Origin of the sequence: Colwellia sp. MB3u-4, from assembly GCF_014077065.1 — a bacterium.
GTDB lineage: Bacteria > Pseudomonadota > Gammaproteobacteria > Enterobacterales > Alteromonadaceae > Cognaticolwellia.
The window spans coordinates 40,409-60,448 of sequence record NZ_JACGVE010000075.1 but is presented as its reverse complement, the minus strand read 5'-3'; the positions used below and the strand labels follow the sequence as shown (position 1 = coordinate 60,448).

The following is a 20,040-nucleotide window of genomic DNA, read 5'->3' as shown; positions in this document are numbered from 1 at the left end:
CTTAATGTCAGATAAAACAATGCCCAACAGCTTAAGGTTAAAAAAACTGACCTTAGCGCAAATTAGTGATAGCCATTTATTTGCTGATCGCACTGGCCTGCATCACCAGGCTAATGTTTACCAGAACTTAATCAATGTGTTGTTGGCCATCAAAAATCAGCCATCAATTGATGCGATTATTTTTACCGGTGATTTAACACAAGATCATACACTAGAGTCTTATCAGCTTTTTGTCAGCGCATTTGAAGCCTGTGAAATTATCACACCGGTTTATTTTATTGCTGGTAATCATGATGAACCGACGTTGTTATCACGCTATTTGTCACATGCCCCTTTTTGTCAAGACAGTATAATTGAAAATGATGATTGGCAAGTGCTATTGTTGGAAAGTAAAAGTGCCACACCTGCGGGCGAGATCAGCAAAGCACAGTTTGATATTGCCGCTGGCATGATTGACCCGACCAAAGCTCAATTGTTATTAATGCATCATCATCCAGTTGATGTTGGTTATTTTATTGATCAACATGGCTTAATAAACCAAGCAGAATTTCAACAGTTTTTAACTGATTTTCCCTCGATAAAAGCCGTAGGTTGTGGCCATATTCACCAAGCATTAACCTTGCCTATGACGTTGGAACACAGCACAGTGAGTTTATATACTTGTCCGGCAACATCGATTCAATTTGACATCAATTCACTGACAGCTAAGTCAAATGGCCAACCGCCAGGCTATCGACTATTTACCTTGGCCACAAATGGCGAATTTACCAGTACAGTACATTTTGTTTAACTTAATGAGAGGAAAAAAATTATTATGATTAATGTTTTATACATTCATGGTTTTAACTCATCACCTCAGTCAATGAAAGCTCAGATCACGCAGGATTTTTTTGCTAAAAACTACCCAGAAATAAACTTTCACTGCCCACAAATTGCCTCTTCACCCAACAGCGCTATGGCACAACTTGAGGCTATTATTGCCCTTGAACCCCGCGCGACTTGGCTATTAGTCGGTTCGTCTTTAGGCGGTTATTTTGCCACTTATTTAGCTGAAAAATATCAAGTGAAAGCGGTATTGATTAACCCTGCGGTTAAGCCATTTGAATTAATGAAAGCTTACCTAGGTGAGCAGGTAAATCCTTATACGCACGAGTGCTATCAAGTTAAAGAGCAACATATCGTTGAATTGAAAGCGCTTGAACAGGAAAATATTTCTAACAATAATTACTTGGTCATGGTACAAACCGGTGATGAAGTGTTAGATTACCAACAAGCTGTTGAAAAATACCGCCAGTGCCAATTGGCAATAGTGCAAGGGGGAGATCATAGTTTTATTGATTATGAAAATACCTTGCCTAACATAGCGTCATTTTTCAACTTACCCCTAATATCAGCCTAATTATCAGAACCTATAAATGAGCGAACAATATAATTCCGACTCCATTGAGGTCCTAAGTGGCCTTGACCCGGTGCGCCATCGTCCTGGCATGTATACCGACACTACTCGTCCTAATCATTTAGGCCAAGAAGTTATCGATAACTCTGTTGATGAAGCATTAGCCAAGCATGCACAAAATATTACCGTCATTCTTGATAAAGACCAATCATTAGAAGTGATTGATGACGGTCGAGGTATGCCAATTGATATTCACCCAGAAGAAGGTGTATCAGGGGTAGAACTTATTTTTTGTAAGTTACATGCTGGTGGTAAATTTTCTAATAAAAATTATCAGTTTTCTGGTGGTTTACATGGTGTGGGTATTTCTGTTGTCAACGCCTTGTCTACCCGTGTAGACGTGTCGGTTAGGCGTGATGGTAAAGTCTACGAAATGGCTTTTGAAAGTGGCTATAAAGTAGAAGAGTTAAGAGAAACTGGCATCGTGGGTCGTCGTAATACCGGCACCCGGGTGAAATTTTGGCCTGATGCTAGTTATTTTGATTCTGCCAAATTTTCAGCACGTAGGTTAGTACATTTATTAAAAGCTAAAGCCGTACTTTGCCCCGGATTGACCATAAAGTTTCATGATAAAAATGAAGATAATAAATATCAATGGTGCTATGAAGACGGTTTAGTTGACTATTTAAAAGAGTCAGTTAAAGGTTACCCAAGCTTGCCAGAAGAGCCTTTCGTTGGCAGTTTTACCTCGCAACATGAAGCCGCTGAATGGGCGATAACCTGGTTGCCAGAAGGGGGGGAGTCGGTTGGTGAAAGCTATGTTAACTTAATTCCTACGGTGCAAGGCGGTACACATGTTAATGGTATGCGCCAAGGCTTATTAGAGTCAATGCGTGAGTTTTGTGAATTTAGAAGCTTACTGCCACGTGGTGTTAAGTTAACGCCAGATGATATTTGGGATAAGTGTTGTTATATCCTGTCGGTGAAGATGGAAGATCCACAATTTGCCGGACAAACTAAAGAGCGTCTCTCTTCACGCCAATGTGCTGCATTTGTTACCGGCGTAGTAAAAGACTCGTTTAGTTTATGGCTAAACGAGCATACTAGCATTGCGGAAACATTAGCTGAGTTTTGTATTTTTAATGCGCAGCGTCGTTTACGTGCCGGCAAAAAAATCATTCGTAAAAAAGTCACCCAAGGGCCGGCTTTACCGGGTAAGTTAACTGACTGTGGTAGCCAAGATATTTTGCGTACCGAGCTATTTCTGGTCGAGGGCGACTCAGCTGGAGGTAGTGCAAAACAAGCTAGAGACCGTGAAGTTCAAGCCATCATGCCGCTACGTGGTAAAATTTTAAATACCTGGGAAGTTGACTCGGGACAAATCTTAGCTTCGGAAGAAGTGCATAACATTTCTGTGGCTTTAGGTATTGACCCTGATAGCGATGATTTATCAGGATTGCGCTACGGTAAGATTTGTATTCTCGCCGATGCCGACTCTGATGGGTTACATATCGCTACTTTGCTTTGTGCGTTATTTACGCAACATTTTTTACCTTTGGTTCAAGCCGGTCATGTTTATGTGGCTATGCCGCCATTGTATCGCGTTGATGTTGGTAAAGAAGTGTTTTACGCTTTGGATGAAGCGGAAAAAGACGGTATTTTGGATCGAATTGAAGCAGAGAAAAAGCGTGGCAAAGTCAATGTACAGCGATTCAAAGGTCTAGGTGAAATGAATCCGTTACAATTACGTGAAACCACCATGGACCCCAATACGCGCCGGTTAGTGCAGTTAACGGTTGATGATCATAGTGAAACTATGGAATTGATGGACATGTTGCTGTCTAAAAAACGGGCCGGTGATCGTAAGATTTGGTTGCAATCTAAAGGTGATCTGGTTGAATTAGATTGATAAGGTTTATCCATTCTGTTGGCAATATTGGCCAACAGAATGGATTTTTTCGCGTTAAGTCATCAGCCATTCGATAACTTTTATTAATGTGCCATAGCATTAGGTGGACGTTGCAACAACGAACTTGGAGTAAGATGATGATATGCTTACTTCGTTGTTGACCTAGATGATAATGAAATAGCAGCAAGTTACTGGCAAGTAACTGAAAAATAGTTTGAAAATAACCTTAGTGATATATAGCTTATTGTTTTTTTTAACATAATAAATAATAGTTTATCATTTACCTAAATTCGTTTTATACTATTAATCGCATATTATCACATGGATTGTTGGAGCAGAGATTTGTTGAGAAGCTTGGTAAAATTAACCTTTCAAAATAGTAGCCTAATTTTCTTTGTTTTTTTGTTAATATCTTGTAAATCAAATGCTTTGCAGTCTTTAACTGATAGCGATTTCAATACGTTTTTGTTACGTGCTGAACAGCTTAATAACACTGATCCCAAAGCGGCATTGGTTTTATTAAATAGACATAAAACCGAGCTAAACACTCAACCTATCACCAATCAAGTCAATTACTATCGCATTCAATCTGCGGCATATATAGATCAATCGTTATACAGTTTAAGTGAGACATCGTCAGAGCAGGGCTTAAAACTTGCTAAGCAAATGAATAACCCTAGCATATTTATTGCTGAACTCGCTTACTCTAAAGGTTTTGCGATCGAAAATTTGGGTGATTTTGAAGGGGCTTTTTTACTTTATCAAAACGGTTTAGATGTTGCCCGCTCGATGAATAATCAGAAATTAATTGCGCGCGGTCTGATTAATATCGGCGCGATCTTATATTTACAGCAAGATTACAAACAGTCATTAATTACGCTTAATCAAGCCTTAGCACTGGCAAATGCCATTGGCGATGATGCACTTTTAGGTGAAATTAACACTGAGCTGGGTATTTTATATGCTCATTTAGGTGAAAAAAACCAAGCCAATGACTATTTTCAACAGTCGTATCAACATTATAAAAGCGCAGGTAAACATAACTATGCTCTTAATAGTTTGCATAATGTGGCTAATAACCACACTAAGCAAAAGAATTTTGAGCAAGCTATTAAAGTTTATCGCGTATTAGAAAGCGAAATTCAGCCCAGTACCAGTCATCAGTTTATCGCTAGTGTTTATAGAAATTTAGCTCGGGCGCTACTCAACAAGGAAGATGCTGAGATCGAAAGTGCGTATCGATATATTCTCCTTGCGGGTGAACATATCGAAGATGTAGAACAACATTTAGTAAAACTTCAATACCTTATAGACAAAGCTTATATTTTAGAAAAAATGACGCGTTATCAAGAAGCATTAGACAGTCTTGAGCAAGCTGAAATACTGCTTGAGCGTAAAACTAGCAATGTTTATGACACTAGTGAGCTAAAAATGCTCTTTCTAAGCGCTAAATTGCATTATGCTTTAGGCCATTATAATCAAGCATATCAAATTCAAACTCAATATTTTACGCTGTCTATAGCGGGTGAGCAGGCACGAGAAACGACAGAAGTCGATGAGTTAATGTTGCAATATGAAAGTGAAACGGCTCAACGACATACTCATATTTTGGAAAAAAAACAGCGCATACAGCACTTACAACTTCAGCAAATGACACTTGACGTTAACAGCCGTAAGGCATTTGTTGGCATATTAGCATTGTGTACTTTGTTATTAGCTTGGTGCTTATATCGTGTTATCAAAGGGCAAAGGAACTTAACTAACGCCACTCGAACTGATAGTCTAACGGGTGTCGTTAATCGACGTAGATTACTTGAGTTAGGTGAAGAATACTTTTTAACCGCTCAAAACCATCAACAAGCCTTTAGTGTTTATATGATTGATATCGATTTATTCAAAAAAATCAATGACCAATTTGGTCATGTTATTGGTGACAAAGCACTAAAAGAAATTGCTATTCAAGGTCAAAATCTAATGCGAGCGAGTGATGTTTTTGGCCGCTTTGGCGGTGAAGAATTTATTGCTTTATTGCCAAATACTGGCAATAGTGAAGCATTGGAAGTAGCACAGCGACTTAAAGAAAACATCGAACAAGCAAAATGGCAAACTCAGCAAATCAAGCAGTTAACGGTAAATATTGGTGTAGCGACATTTGAGCAAGGTAATTATGATAACTTTGCAGCTTTGTTAAAAGTAGCTGACGAACAGTTATTAAAGGTCAAACAGTCTGGCCGTAATACAGTTACAGTTACAGTGAGTGATCATGAATAAATACTCACTGTTAACAGGTCTTGCTTTATATTTGTTAATGACTTTTATCAGTACGGCGGTGAATGCGGATGAAATTACTGGCCAGCAAGAGGTATTTAATCAAGTTAATAGCCTCTATGCTAAACAGCAAAGGCCCATTGTTTTTTTTGCGATTAATAGCGAAATATTATTGCTTAACAGCTTGAGTATGCATGACAAAGTGGCAGCGCAAGTTAAATTATTAGCTTGGCAAAAATTGTCTCTGACATTAAATGTCGCTGAACAATATTTATTGTATGTTGTGCGTGCCAATATTGCTGATGTTGCAGGGCAAGAATATAAAGTGATTAATTGGCTCAATAAAGCACTTAAACTTGAGCCGTTACTGGCTAAAAAACAACTCGACTCACCTTTATTTGCCAGTGCTTATCTAACCCTTGCAAACATCTATGCAAGCCAAGGTGAAGATAAGAAAGCCTTCGATAGTAAAAAACAATACATGAACAAGTATTTTTCTCATTTGAAACAGCAAAAAGAATATCGTGTTAAAGGTTTAAATGAAAAATACCACATTGAAAAAAAGCATGAAGAAAACGAGCTACTGAGACAAAACAGTCAAATACAGCATTTTGCGCTGACGCGTGCTGAATCTGAACGTAGTCAACAGCATCGTAATATTGCCATTTTTATTGCCGTAGGAAGCCTGTTCCTTTTACTACTTTTACGACAATTTAAAATCCGTCAAGCCTTAAAGTTACTGGCAAAAACTGATAGTTTAACGTTATTGCCTAATCGTCGTTTGTTCTTTAGTCACGGTGCTACTTATATGAAACAAGCATTAACGGGTAATAAAGCACTCAGTATTTTAATCTTAGATATAGATAATTTAAAAAATATAAACGACAACTTTGGTTACGATGCCGGCGACAGCGTTATTGCTCAGGTTGGCGTATTAGCCGGTGAAACGATGCGTTCTCGAGATTTTCTGGCACGTATTGGCGGTGAAGAGTTTGCCGCTATTTTACCCGAGGCCACCATTGTACAAGCGCGCGCGATTGCAGAGCACATACGTGAGAAAATTCAAGCTAATATCAGTAAAAATAAAAACAATAATATTCAGGTTACTGTCAGTATAGGTATTGCCAGCATTGCTGATATTAAAGAAAATTTTGATAGTTTGTTACATGCGGCTGATTTGGCTATGTATCAAGCAAAGGCTAATGGTCACAATCAAGTTTGTAGCTATTCTACAGAAAGACAAGAAAATTAAGATTAATCACTATTGGACGATATTTATCGCCTAACAGTGTTCTTTCCACTAGTATAATCAGCTAAGCTACCCCAGAACAACAATAATAAAAGTAACGCTTAATCATTCGGCATTAAGTGAGCTTTTTAGGAAAATATTTTCATGTCAGATGCTCTCGACTTTAGTTTAGACGGTATTGAACAACGCCCTCTAAGACAATTCACTGAAGAAGCTTATTTAAATTACTCGATGTATGTCATTATGGATCGTGCATTACCTCATATTGGTGATGGCTTAAAGCCGGTGCAACGACGTATTGTTTATGCCATGTCAGAACTTGGCTTATCTGCATCAGCAAAATATAAAAAATCTGCCCGTACTGTCGGTGATGTACTAGGTAAGTTTCATCCCCATGGTGATTCTGCCTGTTACGAAGCTATGGTGTTAATGGCGCAGCCATTTTCATATCGTTACCCATTAGTTGACGGACAAGGAAATTGGGGCGCTCCTGACGATCCAAAGTCATTTGCCGCCATGCGTTATACCGAAGCCCGTTTATCACGCTTTAGTGAAGTTTTACTAGCCGAATTAGGCCAAGGCACTGTTGATTGGTCGCCTAATTTTGATGGCACCATGCAAGAGCCCAAAACCTTACCTGCGCGCCTACCACATATTTTACTCAACGGTATTACCGGCATTGCTGTCGGTATGGCAACAGATATTCCGCCGCATAATGCTAGAGAAGTGGCGAATGCCTGTATTCATTTAATTGAGCAACCGAAAGCTGAATTAGCCGATCTACTCGATATTATTCATGGGCCAGATTATCCAACTGATGCTGAAATCATCACGCCTAAAGCCGATATTGAAAAAATTTATCAAACCGGTCGTGGCAGCATTAAAATGCGTGCGGTCTATGAAGTGTTAGATGGTGATGTGGTTATTACCGCATTACCACATCAGGCTTCTGGTGGAAAAATATTAGAACAAATTGCTAATCAAATGCAGGCAAAAAAACTGCCGATGGTAGTTGATTTACGTGATGAATCAGATCATGAAAACCCGATCCGTTTAGTGATTGTGCCCCGTTCAAATCGTGTTGATATTGAACAGTTGATGCAGCACTTATTTGCTACCACAGATTTAGAAAAAAACTTTCGTGTCAATTTAAACATGATAGGTTTGAACAACAAACCCGCCGTTAAAGATATTAGAACCATATTAAGCGAGTGGTTAGAATATCGACGTGAAACTGTGCGTCGTCGTTTGCAATATCGATTAGATAAAGTATTAGCGCGTTTGCATCTGTTAGATGGCTTATTAATCGCCTATCTTAATATTGATGAAGTAATTGAAATTATAAGAGGTTTTGACAAGCCCAAAGCAGAGTTAATGTCACGCTTTGAACTGTCAGAACGTCAAGCCGAATCGATATTAGAAATTAAACTTCGCCAACTAGCTAAGCTTGAAGAAATTAGAATTCGTGCTGAGCAAGATGAGTTGAACATTGAACGTGAATACCTAGAAAAAATACTCAGTTCTAAAGTTCGCATGAACACCTTGATGAAGAAAGAGATCCTAGAAGCCGCTGAAACATACGGTGATGATCGCCGCTCTGTTATTGTTGAGCGACAAGAGGCAAAAGCCTTATCTGAAAAAGATCTTATGCCGAGTGAGCCTGTGACTGTTGTGGTTTCGCAAAAAGGCTGGGCACGTTGTGCAAAAGGTCACGACATTGATGCACAAGCATTAAGTTACAAGTCAGGTGATGAATACTTATGCTTAGCAAAAGGGCGTAGTAATCGTCCTGTGGTGTTTTTTGACTCCGCAGGTAGAGCTTACGCCACTGATGCGCATAGTCTACCCTCAGCGCGTAGCCAAGGAGAGCCGTTAACCGGACGCTTTAATCTGACCAGTGGTGAAAACTTTGAAAAAGTACTGATGGCTGATGACCAATGTCGTTACTTACTCAGTAGTGATGCCGGTTACGGTTTTGTGGCAAGCTTTGCCGATATGGTCAGTCGTAATAAAAATGGTAAAGCATTATTAACTTTGTCTGCAGCGGCGAAAGTAATGACGCCAAAAGTTATTAGTAATTTAGAGACAGAATTAGTGCTTTCAATTACCTCAGAAGGGCGCATGCTGGTTTTCCCAATCAAAGACTTGCCTATTTTGAGTAAAGGTAAGGGTAATAAAATAATTAATATCCCTACTGCAAGGGCTAAAACACGTGATGAATATGTAACCTTGCTCGAAGTGTTGCCACCCAACAGTGCCATTACCTTGCATGCCGGCAAGCGCAAGTTAACGTTAAAAGCGAGTGACATTGAACATTATAAAGGTGAACGTGGCCGTCGAGGTAATAAGTTACCTAGAGGTTTACAACGCGTTGATCATATCGTTATAGAGCAACAAAACTCAGATATCGAGCCTGAAATTCCTGAGAGTTAATACTTCTGATTTAGCACCTAAGAATTAGCACAAAAAAAGCCTTAAGATTAAATATCTTAGGGCTTTTTTATGCTCAGGACGAGCGGTATGCTGCGATCACATGGATGTGAAAGAGCAGCGATGCTCAGGACGAGCGGTATGCTGCGATCACATGGATGTGAAGTAGCAGCGATGCTCAGGACGAGCGGTATGCTGCGATCACATGGATGTGAAGTAACAGCGATGCTCAGGGCGAGTGGTCAGCTTTTTGTGCCTGACAAAAACTCAGTACCAACATTCATGTCGGCAATGCTACAAAAACGTCGCCGGTCCTAACCATCCACCTTAGATTGTACTTGGTGCGCGGTTAATTGTTGAATTAGGCCCGAAAGTTGCGTGATTTTTTTATTTGATAATTGCCGATAATCGAAATAAGGACAAATAATAACGCCTAAATCGATATTGATGGCGAAATCATGACTCAGCCATATGCAGCTATTACAAAACCCTAGTTGTTCAGCGTAACCTTTACCTAATATTATGTGTAGTTTTTGACTGGGCTTAGCGCTGAGTAAATTAGCCCCTGAACAGTCAGCCTCTGAAAAGTCAGGTGCTGAAAAAAGTAAGCAATGATCACTTTCTGCCTGTAATAGAGCGCTGTCTCTTAAGTTTTGCCAACTAGTAAATTGTTCCGGTGATATTTCAAATAACAACTTAGCGTAAACATTAAAAATTTTTCGCCAATGGTTACCGGTTTCACAAGCAATATCGGCAATTTCATCTGTCACTAACGCTTTAACACTCGTCAGGTTTTGATAGTGTGCTAATGGAGGGCAGTTTCTTATATAGAAAATAATCTTGGCGTCAAGAGTACCTAAACCGACGGCTTTATTTAGCATTTTTACCCATTTTATTCGTTAGCTTATCCATTTTTACGCAGGAAAAATGGCCAAATATAAATAAATAACGCAGCAGTTCTTTATTTAAACCAGTAGAATTGATAACAAGTTTAGTGAAATTGGTGGTACTTTTCCTAATAAAAATGCAATAAAAAACCCGGTACAATCCGGGCTTTTAATCGTTTATATTAGCCATACTAAGCTTAATTAAAACTCTTTCAACATATTTTCTAAAGAATCATCAAATGCTTTTAATTCTTTTTCCAGTTGAAATTTTTCTTTCAGTTGTTCAATTTCACGCCACTTTCTTTTTTTATTATTACTTGAACTCGATTTAGGCCGTTTGCCTAAAGAGCCCAATACTTGTTGAAAATTTTCCATGGTATGCTCCTTATTTCTACAACTGCAGTATTTTGTATCACAGTTGTTAACAATATAGAAACATTATTTGCATTTTATTTACAATCCCATGGGGTTCACAAGTTTCATAACTTAAAAATTTAAAGCATAGCCTGTAATTGTTGCTCAAGTTTAACTTGGTCAATGGTAAAGTTTCGAATACCCTCGGCTAACTTCTCTGTTGCCATGGCATCTTGGTTCATTTGCCATCTAAATTGTGCTTCACTAAGTGCAGGTTCATCGGCTAATGGTGCATGATCGCTGAATAGTTTTTGCGATACTGTTGCCGTTGAATTAGCTAATTCGTCCATCAGGTTTGGGCTAATCGTTAATCGGTCACAACCAGCGAGTTCAAGTATCTCACCAATATTTCTGAAACTAGCACCCATGACTACAGTTTTATGACCTTTAGCTTTGTAATAATTATAAATACTGGTTACTGATACTACGCCTGGATCTTCGCTGGCTGAGTAATCACTACGGCCAGTGTCTTTTTTATACCAATCTAAAATGCGACCAACAAAAGGTGAAATTAGGTAAATATTGGCTTCAGCACAGGCCTGTGCTTGAGCAAAGTTAAACAACAAAGTTAAATTGCAGTTAATGCCTTCAGCTTCTAGTTGCTCTGCCGCTTTAATACCTTCCCATGTTGAGGCTACTTTGATCAAGATACGATCATTACTAATGCCAGCCTCGTTGTACATAGCGATAAGTTTATACGCTTTAGCAATCGATGCGGCTGTATCAAAGGATAAGCGCGCATCAACTTCTGTTGAAATTCTACCTGGGACTGTCTTTAAGATTTCTAAGCCGATGAGTACCGAAAACTTATCTGCAGCGTCGATGACTTGCTGTTCAGCGTTTGATGATTGAGTTTTCGCCCACGCTACTGCGCTAGTAAGTAGTTGCTGATAATTAGCTAAAGAGGCTGCCTTTAATAGTAAAGACGGATTCGTGGTGGCGTCTTGTGGTTGAAACTTAGCAATAGCTTCAATATCGCCGGTATCAGCAACAACCGTGGTCATTGCTTTTAGTTGAGAAAGTTGAGAAAGTTGATCGGTCATAACATGTCCCTTGACGTTGATAATGTAATCAGGTGGTTTTATTGAGTAAATTTTGGTGAAATATTACAACATTTACAAGTATTTTGATTGGAAATAGTAAACTTTTTATCTTATTCGGCTCTATTTGTATCAAATTTTCATAATTTAGCAAGTGTGAGGATGAAATAGTGTTGATAAAACACTTTATTGCCTGTGTGCGCGCTAGCGGTTCAATGAGTAATTCATAATGAAGATAATTATATTAGTTTTTTCCTGTGTTATAGTGACAAAAATTGTAAGATAGAGTAGATAAATAATGTTACTTGTTGTTTCTCCGGCGAAGAACTTAGATTATGAATCCCCCGTTGCTACCGAGCTATATTCACAACCTGAACTATTAGCAGACAGTAAAGTGCTGATGAAAAAGTGTAAAACACTAACGCCTGCGGATATTAGTTCATTAATGGCTATTAGCGATAAATTAGCCGGCTTAAATGCGGCACGTTTTGGCGAATGGGCAACGCCTTTTACGCCGGAAAATGCTCGACAAGCTGTGCTAGCATTTAATGGCGACGTATACACTGGCTTAGATGCTAAATCGTTTAGCGAGGATGACTTTACCTTCGCTCAACAGCATATGCGGATATTATCAGGGTTATATGGCCTATTAAGACCGCTCGATTTGATGCAAGCATATCGACTAGAAATGGGTAAAAAATTAGATAATGATCGCGGTAGCAATTTATATCAATTTTGGGGTGACATTATCACCGAGCATTTAAATGTCGCTATTGCCGCCCAAGGCGATAATGTGTTAATTAATTTAGCGTCAAATGAATACTTTAAAGCGGTTAATAAAAAAGTATTAAAAGCCGAAGTAATAACTCCAGCATTTAAAGATTGGAAAAATGGTCAATTTAAAATGATCAGTTTTTTCGCCAAAAAAGCCCGAGGTTTAATGGCGCGTTATATTATTGAGCACCAAATCACAGATCTTGAAAAGCTAAAAGACTTTGATGTCGCAGGTTATCAATATTCTTGCGATTTAAGTAAAGGTAATGATTGGGTATTTACCCGTAAAGAGCTAGATTAAGCTGATTTTATTTGCTTGACTATAATCGCTATAAAGTTGAAAGGTAGATACTTTATAGCGACTATAGTGCTAACTGCCCGAGCGGTTAATAACACGCGCCTACCTTGTTTAATGCGTCGTCACTTATATGTGACCTGATTAGCTGACCTGATATATTTGAACAGTATATTTAATCTGTGGGTATTGTTTTTAAACGCCTAAATGACCCAAGTGATCTTCAAGTACAAAATATAAATCAACAGTCCAACACTTCTAAATCTATCACAGAATATAGTTATAAAAGCTATGCTAAATTAAATATAACCGTATTAACTATCGGCTTCTTTTACTTCAGCTTTACTACTCGAATGAATAAAATACAGCGCAATTGCCAAACAAACTAAAGCCCCAATTCGGCTATTTGACAGTGTAATAGCCTCATTGCCCAACCAGCCAAAGTTATCGATTAACACACTCATGGTGAGCTGACCAAAAATAACCGCAACCGTTGCTAATGCTGTGCCTATATGTTGAACAGCAATCACCATAATAACAATATAAGGTACACCACATAAGGCGCCAAGCAGCTGCCATTTGGGTACATCCATTAAAGTAATAGCGTGATTGGGCTCAAAGAAAAAAATAAGCAAGGCAGTGATTAAAGCGCCTACCGAAAACGTTAAAAATGCGCTTTTAAATACACCAACATTGCCGCCTAGGCGACCATTCAATGCCGCTTGAACACTCAATGTAGCGCCAGCAATGACGGCTAACATAATCATTATAATGGTGGTCATTTCTTTACCCCTTAGTCATAAAAAAAAGTGCTAGCACAATGAAAGCCAAGGCAATAATTCGCTTAAGATCTATTTTTCGTTCAGTCGTACCAAATAAACCAAAATGGTCGATTATTAAACTTTTAAATACTTGGCCTGCAAGTATGCCAATCATAGTCATCGCGACCCCAATAACAGGAGTAACAACCGTTAATACAATAACGTAGATAGGCCCTAACACGCCGCCAATGAGCAATAATGGCGGTTGTGCAAAAAAAGAAGCACTATTACGTGGGCTAAAGAACAGCATTAATAAAAAAGTCAGTGCAGCTCCAACACCAAAAATGCTGAATGTGGCCCACAGTTCACCGACTTGATTTCCTAGAGGCCCAAGTAGACCCGCTTCAACAGACAAGCCCATTCCACCTAAAACAACAATAAATATTAATAAAATTTGCATGAGACAGCCTTTAATAAATCATATTATGTAGTTTACATCAGCTCATCATCATGAAAAACGCTATAATATAGAAATGATCTTTGCAAAAGTTGCATAAATGAATAATATAAATTCAATCAGTATAAAAACATTAGTTTTTTTTATTAATGTATTTAATCATCAAAGTTTTTCGGTTGTGGCGAGAAGAGAAGGTGTGTCAGCGTCTAAAGTGTCACGTATTATTAAGCAGTTAGAAGACAATTTAGGGCAGCAACTTTTTTATCGGAATACACGTGCCGTGATCCCTACCGAAGCTGCTAGGGTATTTTTGACTTATGCACAATCAATTACCGCAAGCATTAATGAGGCGCAAAATAAATTTCAAGACAAAACGCTAGAACCTGGTGGTTTAGTCAGAATAAATGGCCCGGTATTTTTTGGGCAACGACACATCGCACCTTGGCTGCCTCAACTCAGCTCTCGCCACCCTAAATTACAAATAGACCTGACATTAACGGATGATTTTATTGATCCCCATCATGATGCTACAGATATTATTTTTCGGATTGGAACCTTAACTGACTCTTCGTTTCATGCCCGTACTTTTGGCGAGCAAACCTATCATTTAGCTGCTTCTCGAGCATACATAAAAAAATATGGCATAGTGCAAAGTCCATCAGATTTACCCGAGCATAAATGTTTAATATATAAAGGTTCATCAGGCCAAAACCGTTGGCTGTTTAAAAAAGAAAATGAAGATTGGGTGCATCAATCTATACCGGCTTTACTGACCTCCAATAATGCAGAAAGCTTGCTAGTATCTGCGCTTAAAGGCATGGGTATTGTGCTTTTTCCTGATTGGCTTATTGGAGAATATCTCAAAAATGGCACTTTGATTAAATTATTACCCAACTACAATACCGCTATTAAGAAAACACCTCAGCATGTTACGGCCATTTATCCTAATACCCGCCATGTATCGCTAAACGTAAGACAAATAATTGACTACTTTAGTGAAGTGTATGGCTCACCGCTTTATTGGGAACTAAATTAGATTTAAAAAGTTAAATTGAAAAAGTTAAATTGAAAAAGTTAGATTGAAAAATCACACTGAAAAGTTAATCAAGATTAAATCGTATGCTATAAACAAAAAAACCTAAACAGCAAGGTTTAGGTTTTTTAGTTTCTAGCTAACATCTGGTCACTTTTAACTGACCGCTTAGCACTGGCCGTGTTTAGTTTAACTCGTCGCTTTACCGCGTTTCGCGACTTTTTTCGCTTTAGCTTTCTTTTGAGCAACGGTTCTTTTTACTTTGGTTTTTTTAACAGCAACACGTGCTTCTTTGTATTGCGGTCTTAACGTTTCAATCACACGGCGTGGTAAACGTTCTTTAATATAACGTTCAATTTTACCAATAACCAACATGTCATGCGCTTCAACCAGTGAGATAGCGGTGCCTTTATTGCCCGCTCGACCTGTTCGGCCGATGCGATGTAAATAAATATCGGCGGTGCGCGGCATATCAAAGTTGATAACATGGGTGATATCGTCAATGTCAAGGCCACGTTCAGCGATATCGGTAGCGACTAAAACATTAACCGTACCATTGCGTAAACGCTCGACTGAGGTGTTGCGTTTGTCTTGTTGCATTTTACCTTCAAGCCAGACACAAGGCATGTTATCAGCATAAAGTTTACCTGATAGGTATTGCACTGTCTCACGTTTATTGGCAAAAACTAGGGCACGTCCTACTTCTTCTTGTTGCAATAAGTTCAGTAATAAGGCGAATTTATGATCTTTGTTATCGGCTAAGTGCATCCACTGATGAATTTTCGCTTTTTCTTTTCGAGAAGGGTTCGCTTCCAAAAATACCGGGTCGTTCAATAGTTCGCGAGAAAAACGTACTACGGCAGCACCTTCCAGTGTGGCGGAAAATAACATGGTTTGTTTGCGCCAACGTGCTTCTCCAACAATGCGATTAATCGTTTCAGCAAAACCCATAGTGAGCATACGGTCAGCTTCATCTAAAATAAGGATTTCAATTTCACGGCTATCAAACTGCTCGCTTTCAATGTATTCCATTAACCGGCCAGGTGTAGCAACCAAAATATCTGTGTTACCTGTGAGTACTTCTTTATGGCTGCCATAATTAACACCACCGGTAATAACCGCAGATTTAATGTTGGTTAGCGCGGTTAACTTCTGACATTGCTCATGAGTTTGTATGGCAAGCTCGCGTGTTGGCGATAAAATGAGTACACGTGGAAAACCTTGCTGCGGGCGAGGATAATCAAGCAAGTGTTGAGCAGCAGGCAAAATAAATGCTGCTGTTTTTCCCGTTCCTGTTGGGGCTGAAGCTAATACGTCTTTGCCTGTCATAGCCACAGGAAGTACTAACTCTTGGATAGACGTTGGCTTTTTATAGCCTGCATTTTCAATGCCGCCCAATAATGCGGAATCTAGGTCAAACTGCTCAAACATGTAATAATTTTCTTTGGGGATTAATGAGGGGGATTATAATGGCAAAATACGATTTATCCTAAAGATCTCGCCAAATTTGTCTATTTATTATGATATTTAGCCTAATCTGCTAGAATATCTGCGATTTCAGCGCTAATTTGTTGGCACCATTGTTTGATCCGTGCTTCGCTAGCGTTGTACTGGTTGTCTTCATCAAGCGCTAAACCAACAAAATGTTGCCCATCTTCTGTTAGTGCTTTTGACTCCGCAAAGTCATAACCTTCATTTGGCCAATAACCGATCACATAGCCGCCTTGTGCTAGCACTTGGTCATGTAACATGCCAAGTGCATCTTGAAACCAATCAGTGTAACCAATTTGATCCCCCATACCATAAAGGGCAACAATTTTTCCTTCAAGATCAATGTCGGCTATTTCTGGCCAATGTGACTCCCAGTCTTCCTGAATTTCACCATAGTCCCAAGTAGAAATACCTAAAATTAAGATGTCGTGGTTTACCATTTCCGTCAGTGGCGTATCTTTGATATTAAATAAAGTGACGTTATCTTGGCCAAGTTCAGCTTGAATTTTTTCTGCTGCTATTTCGGTATAACAAGTGGTTGAGCCGTAATATAATGCGATGTTCATTGATAAATTACCGAGGTTTAACGAACCACGTTAGGTGGTTGGTGAGCGAGTGGTGGGATTTTAGCAAATTTCTCGCCAATAAGATGCTTTGCTGTGCCACTGAAAGTCATATTTTATCAGATCAGTTAGCTAGTGGCCGGCTTAGTGTTATTGCAATTATGCCTTTTTCACTGTAATTTTAGGGTGCTTAAAGCGGTCTTTGTATTTATCTAAAATTACAAAAGTAATTTTCCGCTTATTTTCCGCTCATAGAGTTAAGGTATGGTATTGATTTATGTCTAAGAAATTTTTATTGGCTGCTGCATTTGGCTTGTTAAGTTTGACCCAAAATGTTGTAGCGTCTGCTGAGCCAGCAAATAACCGTGTGATGTTACCTGTTAACCAGTCGTCTGAGTTGCAAGGGGTAAAGGCAAAATTGTCACAAATGTTAGGGTTTAATGTCGCTAGTATCAAACCATCTCCCATGGCAGGTGTCGTTGAAGTGCTTACCGATCAGGGCTTATTTTATGCTAGCGCCGATGGCAATTTTTTATTGCATGGTAAAATGTATGGATTAGGCGAAAATGTGAGTAATTTAACCGAAGAAAGTTTAGCGCAAGTGCGTGTTGACGGTATGGTTAAGTTCTCTGATGCTATGATTGTTTATCCGGCTAAAAACGAAAAGCATGTAGTAACCGTTTTTACTGACATTACCTGCGGTTATTGTCGTAAAATGCACGAACAAATGAGCGCTTACAACGATAAGGGCATCACGGTGCGTTATTTAGCCTATCCACGTGCTGGCGTAAAAGACCAAACCGGCAGTTATTCACAAGGTTTTAAAGATTTACGCTCGATATGGTGTCATGAAGATCCTCAGTCGGCGTTAACAAAAGCAAAAAGTGGCTCTTCAGTGGCGGCACGTATTTGTGATATGCCTATCGAAGATGAATTTGACTTTGGTCGTCAAGTGGGCGTTTCTGGAACACCGGCCATTATATTAGCCAATGGTTTGATGGTGCCTGGTTATCAAGACCCAAGTAAATTATTTACGTTATTAGAAACTTCTCAACAAGGTGGCTAATATCAAACCAATTGATAAATTTTTTTGATAGGTATAAGTTGATTTTTTGATAAAATGGCAAGTCATTCACTTGCCATTTTTGTCTCTAGCATTTCAAGTATAAGGTGTATTCATGCATAAAGAGATCATTCGTCGAGAGCAAGTTAGCGATGAGCATTTACCCGATACACTTCATCCACTTGTTCGACAAATATATGCACGACGCGGTGTTACCAATAAAGCACAACTTGAATTAACCGCGTCTCATTTATGTGCGGTTGACTCGTTAAAAGGCTTACCTGAAGCATGTGAACTGTTATATCAGGCACTGCAAGGGCAAAAAAACATCACGATAATTGGTGACTTTGATGCTGACGGAGCCACAAGTACGGCCTTAATGATGGAAGCATTGCAAATGCTAGGTTCAACCAATCATCATTTTTTAGTCCCCAACCGATTTAAGTACGGCTATGGCTTAACCCCTGAAATTGTTGATATTGCCAACTCACAAGGCGCACAGGTATTGGTGACGGTTGATAATGGCATTAGCTGCATTGCGGGTGTTAAAAGGGCGAAAGAGTTAGGGCTGCAAGTGGTAGTTACTGACCATCATTTACCTGGCGCACATACACCCCCTGCCGATGCCATTGTTAATCCCAATCAAGTGGGTTGTAATTTTGCCAGCAAGTCGTTGGCCGGTGTTGGTGTCGCATTTTACTTTATGTTGGCGTTAAGAAAATATTTACGTGAACAGCAATGGTTTGAACAGCAGAACATTAAAGAGCCTAATATCGCACAATTACTTGATTTAGTTGCCTTAGGTACAGTTGCTGATGTGGTGTCACTTGATGCCAATAACCGAATTTTAGTCGAACAAGGACTCAAGCGCATTCGCGCAGGAGCGACGCGCCCGGGTATTCAAGCCTTAATAGAAATTGCCGGTAAAAATCAGCAAAAATTAGTGGCCAGTGATTTTGGCTTTGCTTTAGGCCCACGTATCAATGCAGCAGGTCGATTAGACGACATGGCGTTTGGCATTAACTGTTTACTAGCAAAAGATTTATCAAGCGCTAGAGTGATGGCGGCCGATCTGGATGACTTAAATAAAGCGCGCCGGGAAATAGAGCAGGGCATGCAAATTGAGGCCGAGCAAGTACTGGCCAGTTTACAGTTTAGTGAAAGCAATTTACCCCATGGCATTAGTTTGTTTCATGGCGACTGGCATCAAGGCGTCATCGGTATTGTCGCCGGGCGCTTAAAAGAAAAGTATCATCGCCCGAGTATTGTCTTTGCCAAAGGTAATGATGACGACGCCAGTGGTATGAATAACAGTGACGCTGACAGTATTGATATCAGTAGCAATGAAATAAAAGGCTCAGCGCGCTCTATTCCAGGTTTACATATTCGTGATTTACTCGAGTATATTGACAGCCAACACCCTGGTATTATTATAAAATTTGGTGGTCATGCCATGGCGGCAGGTTTATCAATACCGGCAAATAAATTCGAACAGTTTTCCGCGCTATTTGAGCAATATGCCGAGCAGTGGTTAAGTAAAGAAGCTTTAACGGGTGTACTGGCCTCAGATGGCGAGCTATTAACTAACGATATGACACTGGCTTTTGCACAGGTCTTACGTGAGGCCGGGCCGTGGGGACAAAATTTTCCAGAACCGGTATTTGATGACGTTTTCACGCTTGTACAGCAACGTATTGTCGGCGAAAAACACCTAAAGCTTGTGGTAGAAAAAGACCAGCAAGTATTTGATGCCATCGCCTTTAATGTTGATATTAAGCGTTGGCCAGACAACCAAGCCAAGCAGGTGAAGCTAGCCTATCGTCTGGACATTAATGAGTTTCGTGGTAAACAGTCAGTACAATTAATGGTTGAACAATTAGACTAAAGGTTATCAATGCCATTATCAGCTTAAGAGGTGATAAAAATATCATAAAAATGGCATTGCATTACTCAAGCAAGCGTTTATTTAATCGCGTAATTAGGCTACAATGCGCGACTATTTTTTTTGTT

General features: G+C 39.4%; 17 protein-coding genes. 10 read left to right on the top strand and 7 right to left on the bottom strand.

The genetic code is table 11. The annotated features are described in order from the left end of the window. Positions 1–4: 4 nt before the first annotated feature. The 6 genes from H4J61_RS06550 (at position 5) to parC (ending at position 9,255) form a co-directional block, all read left to right on the top strand. Complete coding sequence (locus tag H4J61_RS06550; protein WP_259363153.1) at positions 5–790, top strand: metallophosphoesterase; 786 nt, start codon at positions 5–7, stop codon at positions 788–790. A gap of 24 nt (positions 791–814) precedes the next feature. Beyond that, positions 815–1,399: a YqiA/YcfP family alpha/beta fold hydrolase gene (locus H4J61_RS06545; protein WP_182184424.1), complete on the top strand. Its 585-nt coding sequence runs from the start codon at positions 815–817 to the stop codon at positions 1,397–1,399. 16 nt (positions 1,400–1,415) lie between these two features. Continuing rightward, positions 1,416–3,305: a DNA topoisomerase IV subunit B gene (gene parE / locus H4J61_RS06540; RefSeq protein ID WP_182184423.1), complete on the top strand. Its 1,890-nt coding sequence runs from the start codon at positions 1,416–1,418 to the stop codon at positions 3,303–3,305. 429 nt (positions 3,306–3,734) lie between these two features. Beyond that, a complete protein-coding gene (locus H4J61_RS06535; protein WP_182184422.1) occupies positions 3,735–5,576 on the top strand; it encodes a tetratricopeptide repeat-containing diguanylate cyclase in 1,842 nt (613 codons plus the stop codon). Continuing rightward, positions 5,569–6,825 (top strand): GGDEF domain-containing protein, encoded by a 1,257-nt coding sequence (locus H4J61_RS06530; RefSeq protein WP_182184421.1) that lies wholly within the window; start codon positions 5,569–5,571, stop codon positions 6,823–6,825. Before H4J61_RS06535 ends, H4J61_RS06530 begins: the two co-directional genes overlap by 8 nt. A 141-nt stretch (positions 6,826–6,966) precedes the next feature. Continuing rightward, positions 6,967–9,255 (top strand): DNA topoisomerase IV subunit A, encoded by a 2,289-nt coding sequence (gene parC, locus H4J61_RS06525; RefSeq protein WP_182184420.1) that lies wholly within the window; start codon positions 6,967–6,969, stop codon positions 9,253–9,255. Between the two features lie 311 nt (positions 9,256–9,566). Here parC and H4J61_RS06520 read toward each other — a convergent pair whose 3' ends face one another. The 3 genes from H4J61_RS06520 to tal all read right to left on the bottom strand — a co-directional run bounded on the left by H4J61_RS06520 (position 9,567) and on the right by tal (position 11,596). After that, positions 9,567–10,133, bottom strand: a complete 567-nt coding sequence (locus H4J61_RS06520; protein WP_182184419.1) for a DUF6942 family protein — start codon at positions 10,131–10,133, stop codon at positions 9,567–9,569. Positions 10,134–10,340: 207 nt separating this feature from the next. Then, entirely contained in the window at positions 10,341–10,514 is a 174-nt protein-coding gene (locus H4J61_RS06515; protein WP_182135130.1) for a DUF3545 family protein, read from the bottom strand. 119 nt (positions 10,515–10,633) lie between these two features. Next, positions 10,634–11,596, bottom strand: a complete 963-nt coding sequence (gene tal / locus H4J61_RS06510) for a transaldolase (RefSeq protein ID WP_182135128.1) — start codon at positions 11,594–11,596, stop codon at positions 10,634–10,636. 295 nt (positions 11,597–11,891) lie between these two features. Here tal and yaaA point away from each other — a divergent pair, with 295 nt between their 5' ends. Further along, positions 11,892–12,668: a peroxide stress protein YaaA gene (yaaA, locus tag H4J61_RS06505; RefSeq protein ID WP_182135126.1), complete on the top strand. Its 777-nt coding sequence runs from the start codon at positions 11,892–11,894 to the stop codon at positions 12,666–12,668. Between the two features lie 308 nt (positions 12,669–12,976). Here the strand turns inward: yaaA and H4J61_RS06500 are convergent, their stop codons facing one another. Together H4J61_RS06500 and H4J61_RS06495 are read right to left on the bottom strand one after the other, a co-directional pair. Further along, positions 12,977–13,444 carry a DMT family transporter gene (locus H4J61_RS06500; protein WP_182135124.1) on the bottom strand — a complete coding sequence of 156 codons (468 nt, stop codon included), beginning with the start codon at positions 13,442–13,444 and terminating at the stop codon, positions 12,977–12,979. Between the two features lie 4 nt (positions 13,445–13,448). Further along, on the bottom strand, positions 13,449–13,883 hold the full coding sequence (locus tag H4J61_RS06495; protein WP_182184418.1) for a DMT family transporter: 435 nt from the start codon (positions 13,881–13,883) through the stop codon (positions 13,449–13,451). Between the two features lie 97 nt (positions 13,884–13,980). On the opposite strand from H4J61_RS06495, the gene H4J61_RS06490 reads away from it, so the two are divergent. Then, the gene (locus tag H4J61_RS06490) at positions 13,981–14,916 is read left to right on the top strand and encodes a LysR family transcriptional regulator (RefSeq protein ID WP_182184417.1); all 936 of its coding nucleotides are present in this window, start codon (positions 13,981–13,983) and stop codon (positions 14,914–14,916) included. A gap of 186 nt (positions 14,917–15,102) precedes the next feature. Here H4J61_RS06490 and srmB read toward each other — a convergent pair whose 3' ends face one another. Continuing rightward, a complete protein-coding gene (gene srmB / locus H4J61_RS06485) occupies positions 15,103–16,344 on the bottom strand; it encodes an ATP-dependent RNA helicase SrmB (protein ID WP_182135119.1) in 1,242 nt (413 codons plus the stop codon). A gap of 101 nt (positions 16,345–16,445) precedes the next feature. After that, positions 16,446–16,970, bottom strand: coding sequence for a flavodoxin FldB (gene fldB, locus H4J61_RS06480; protein WP_182135117.1), 525 nt, complete (start codon positions 16,968–16,970; stop codon positions 16,446–16,448). A 274-nt stretch (positions 16,971–17,244) separates the two neighbouring features. Here fldB and dsbC point away from each other — a divergent pair, with 274 nt between their 5' ends. Together dsbC and recJ are read left to right on the top strand one after the other, a co-directional pair. Next, positions 17,245–18,033 (top strand): bifunctional protein-disulfide isomerase/oxidoreductase DsbC, encoded by a 789-nt coding sequence (gene dsbC / locus H4J61_RS06475; protein WP_182184416.1) that lies wholly within the window; start codon positions 17,245–17,247, stop codon positions 18,031–18,033. 112 nt (positions 18,034–18,145) lie between these two features. Further along, a complete protein-coding gene (gene recJ / locus H4J61_RS06470; RefSeq protein WP_182135113.1) occupies positions 18,146–19,915 on the top strand; it encodes a single-stranded-DNA-specific exonuclease RecJ in 1,770 nt (589 codons plus the stop codon). Positions 19,916–20,040 lie beyond the last annotated feature (125 nt).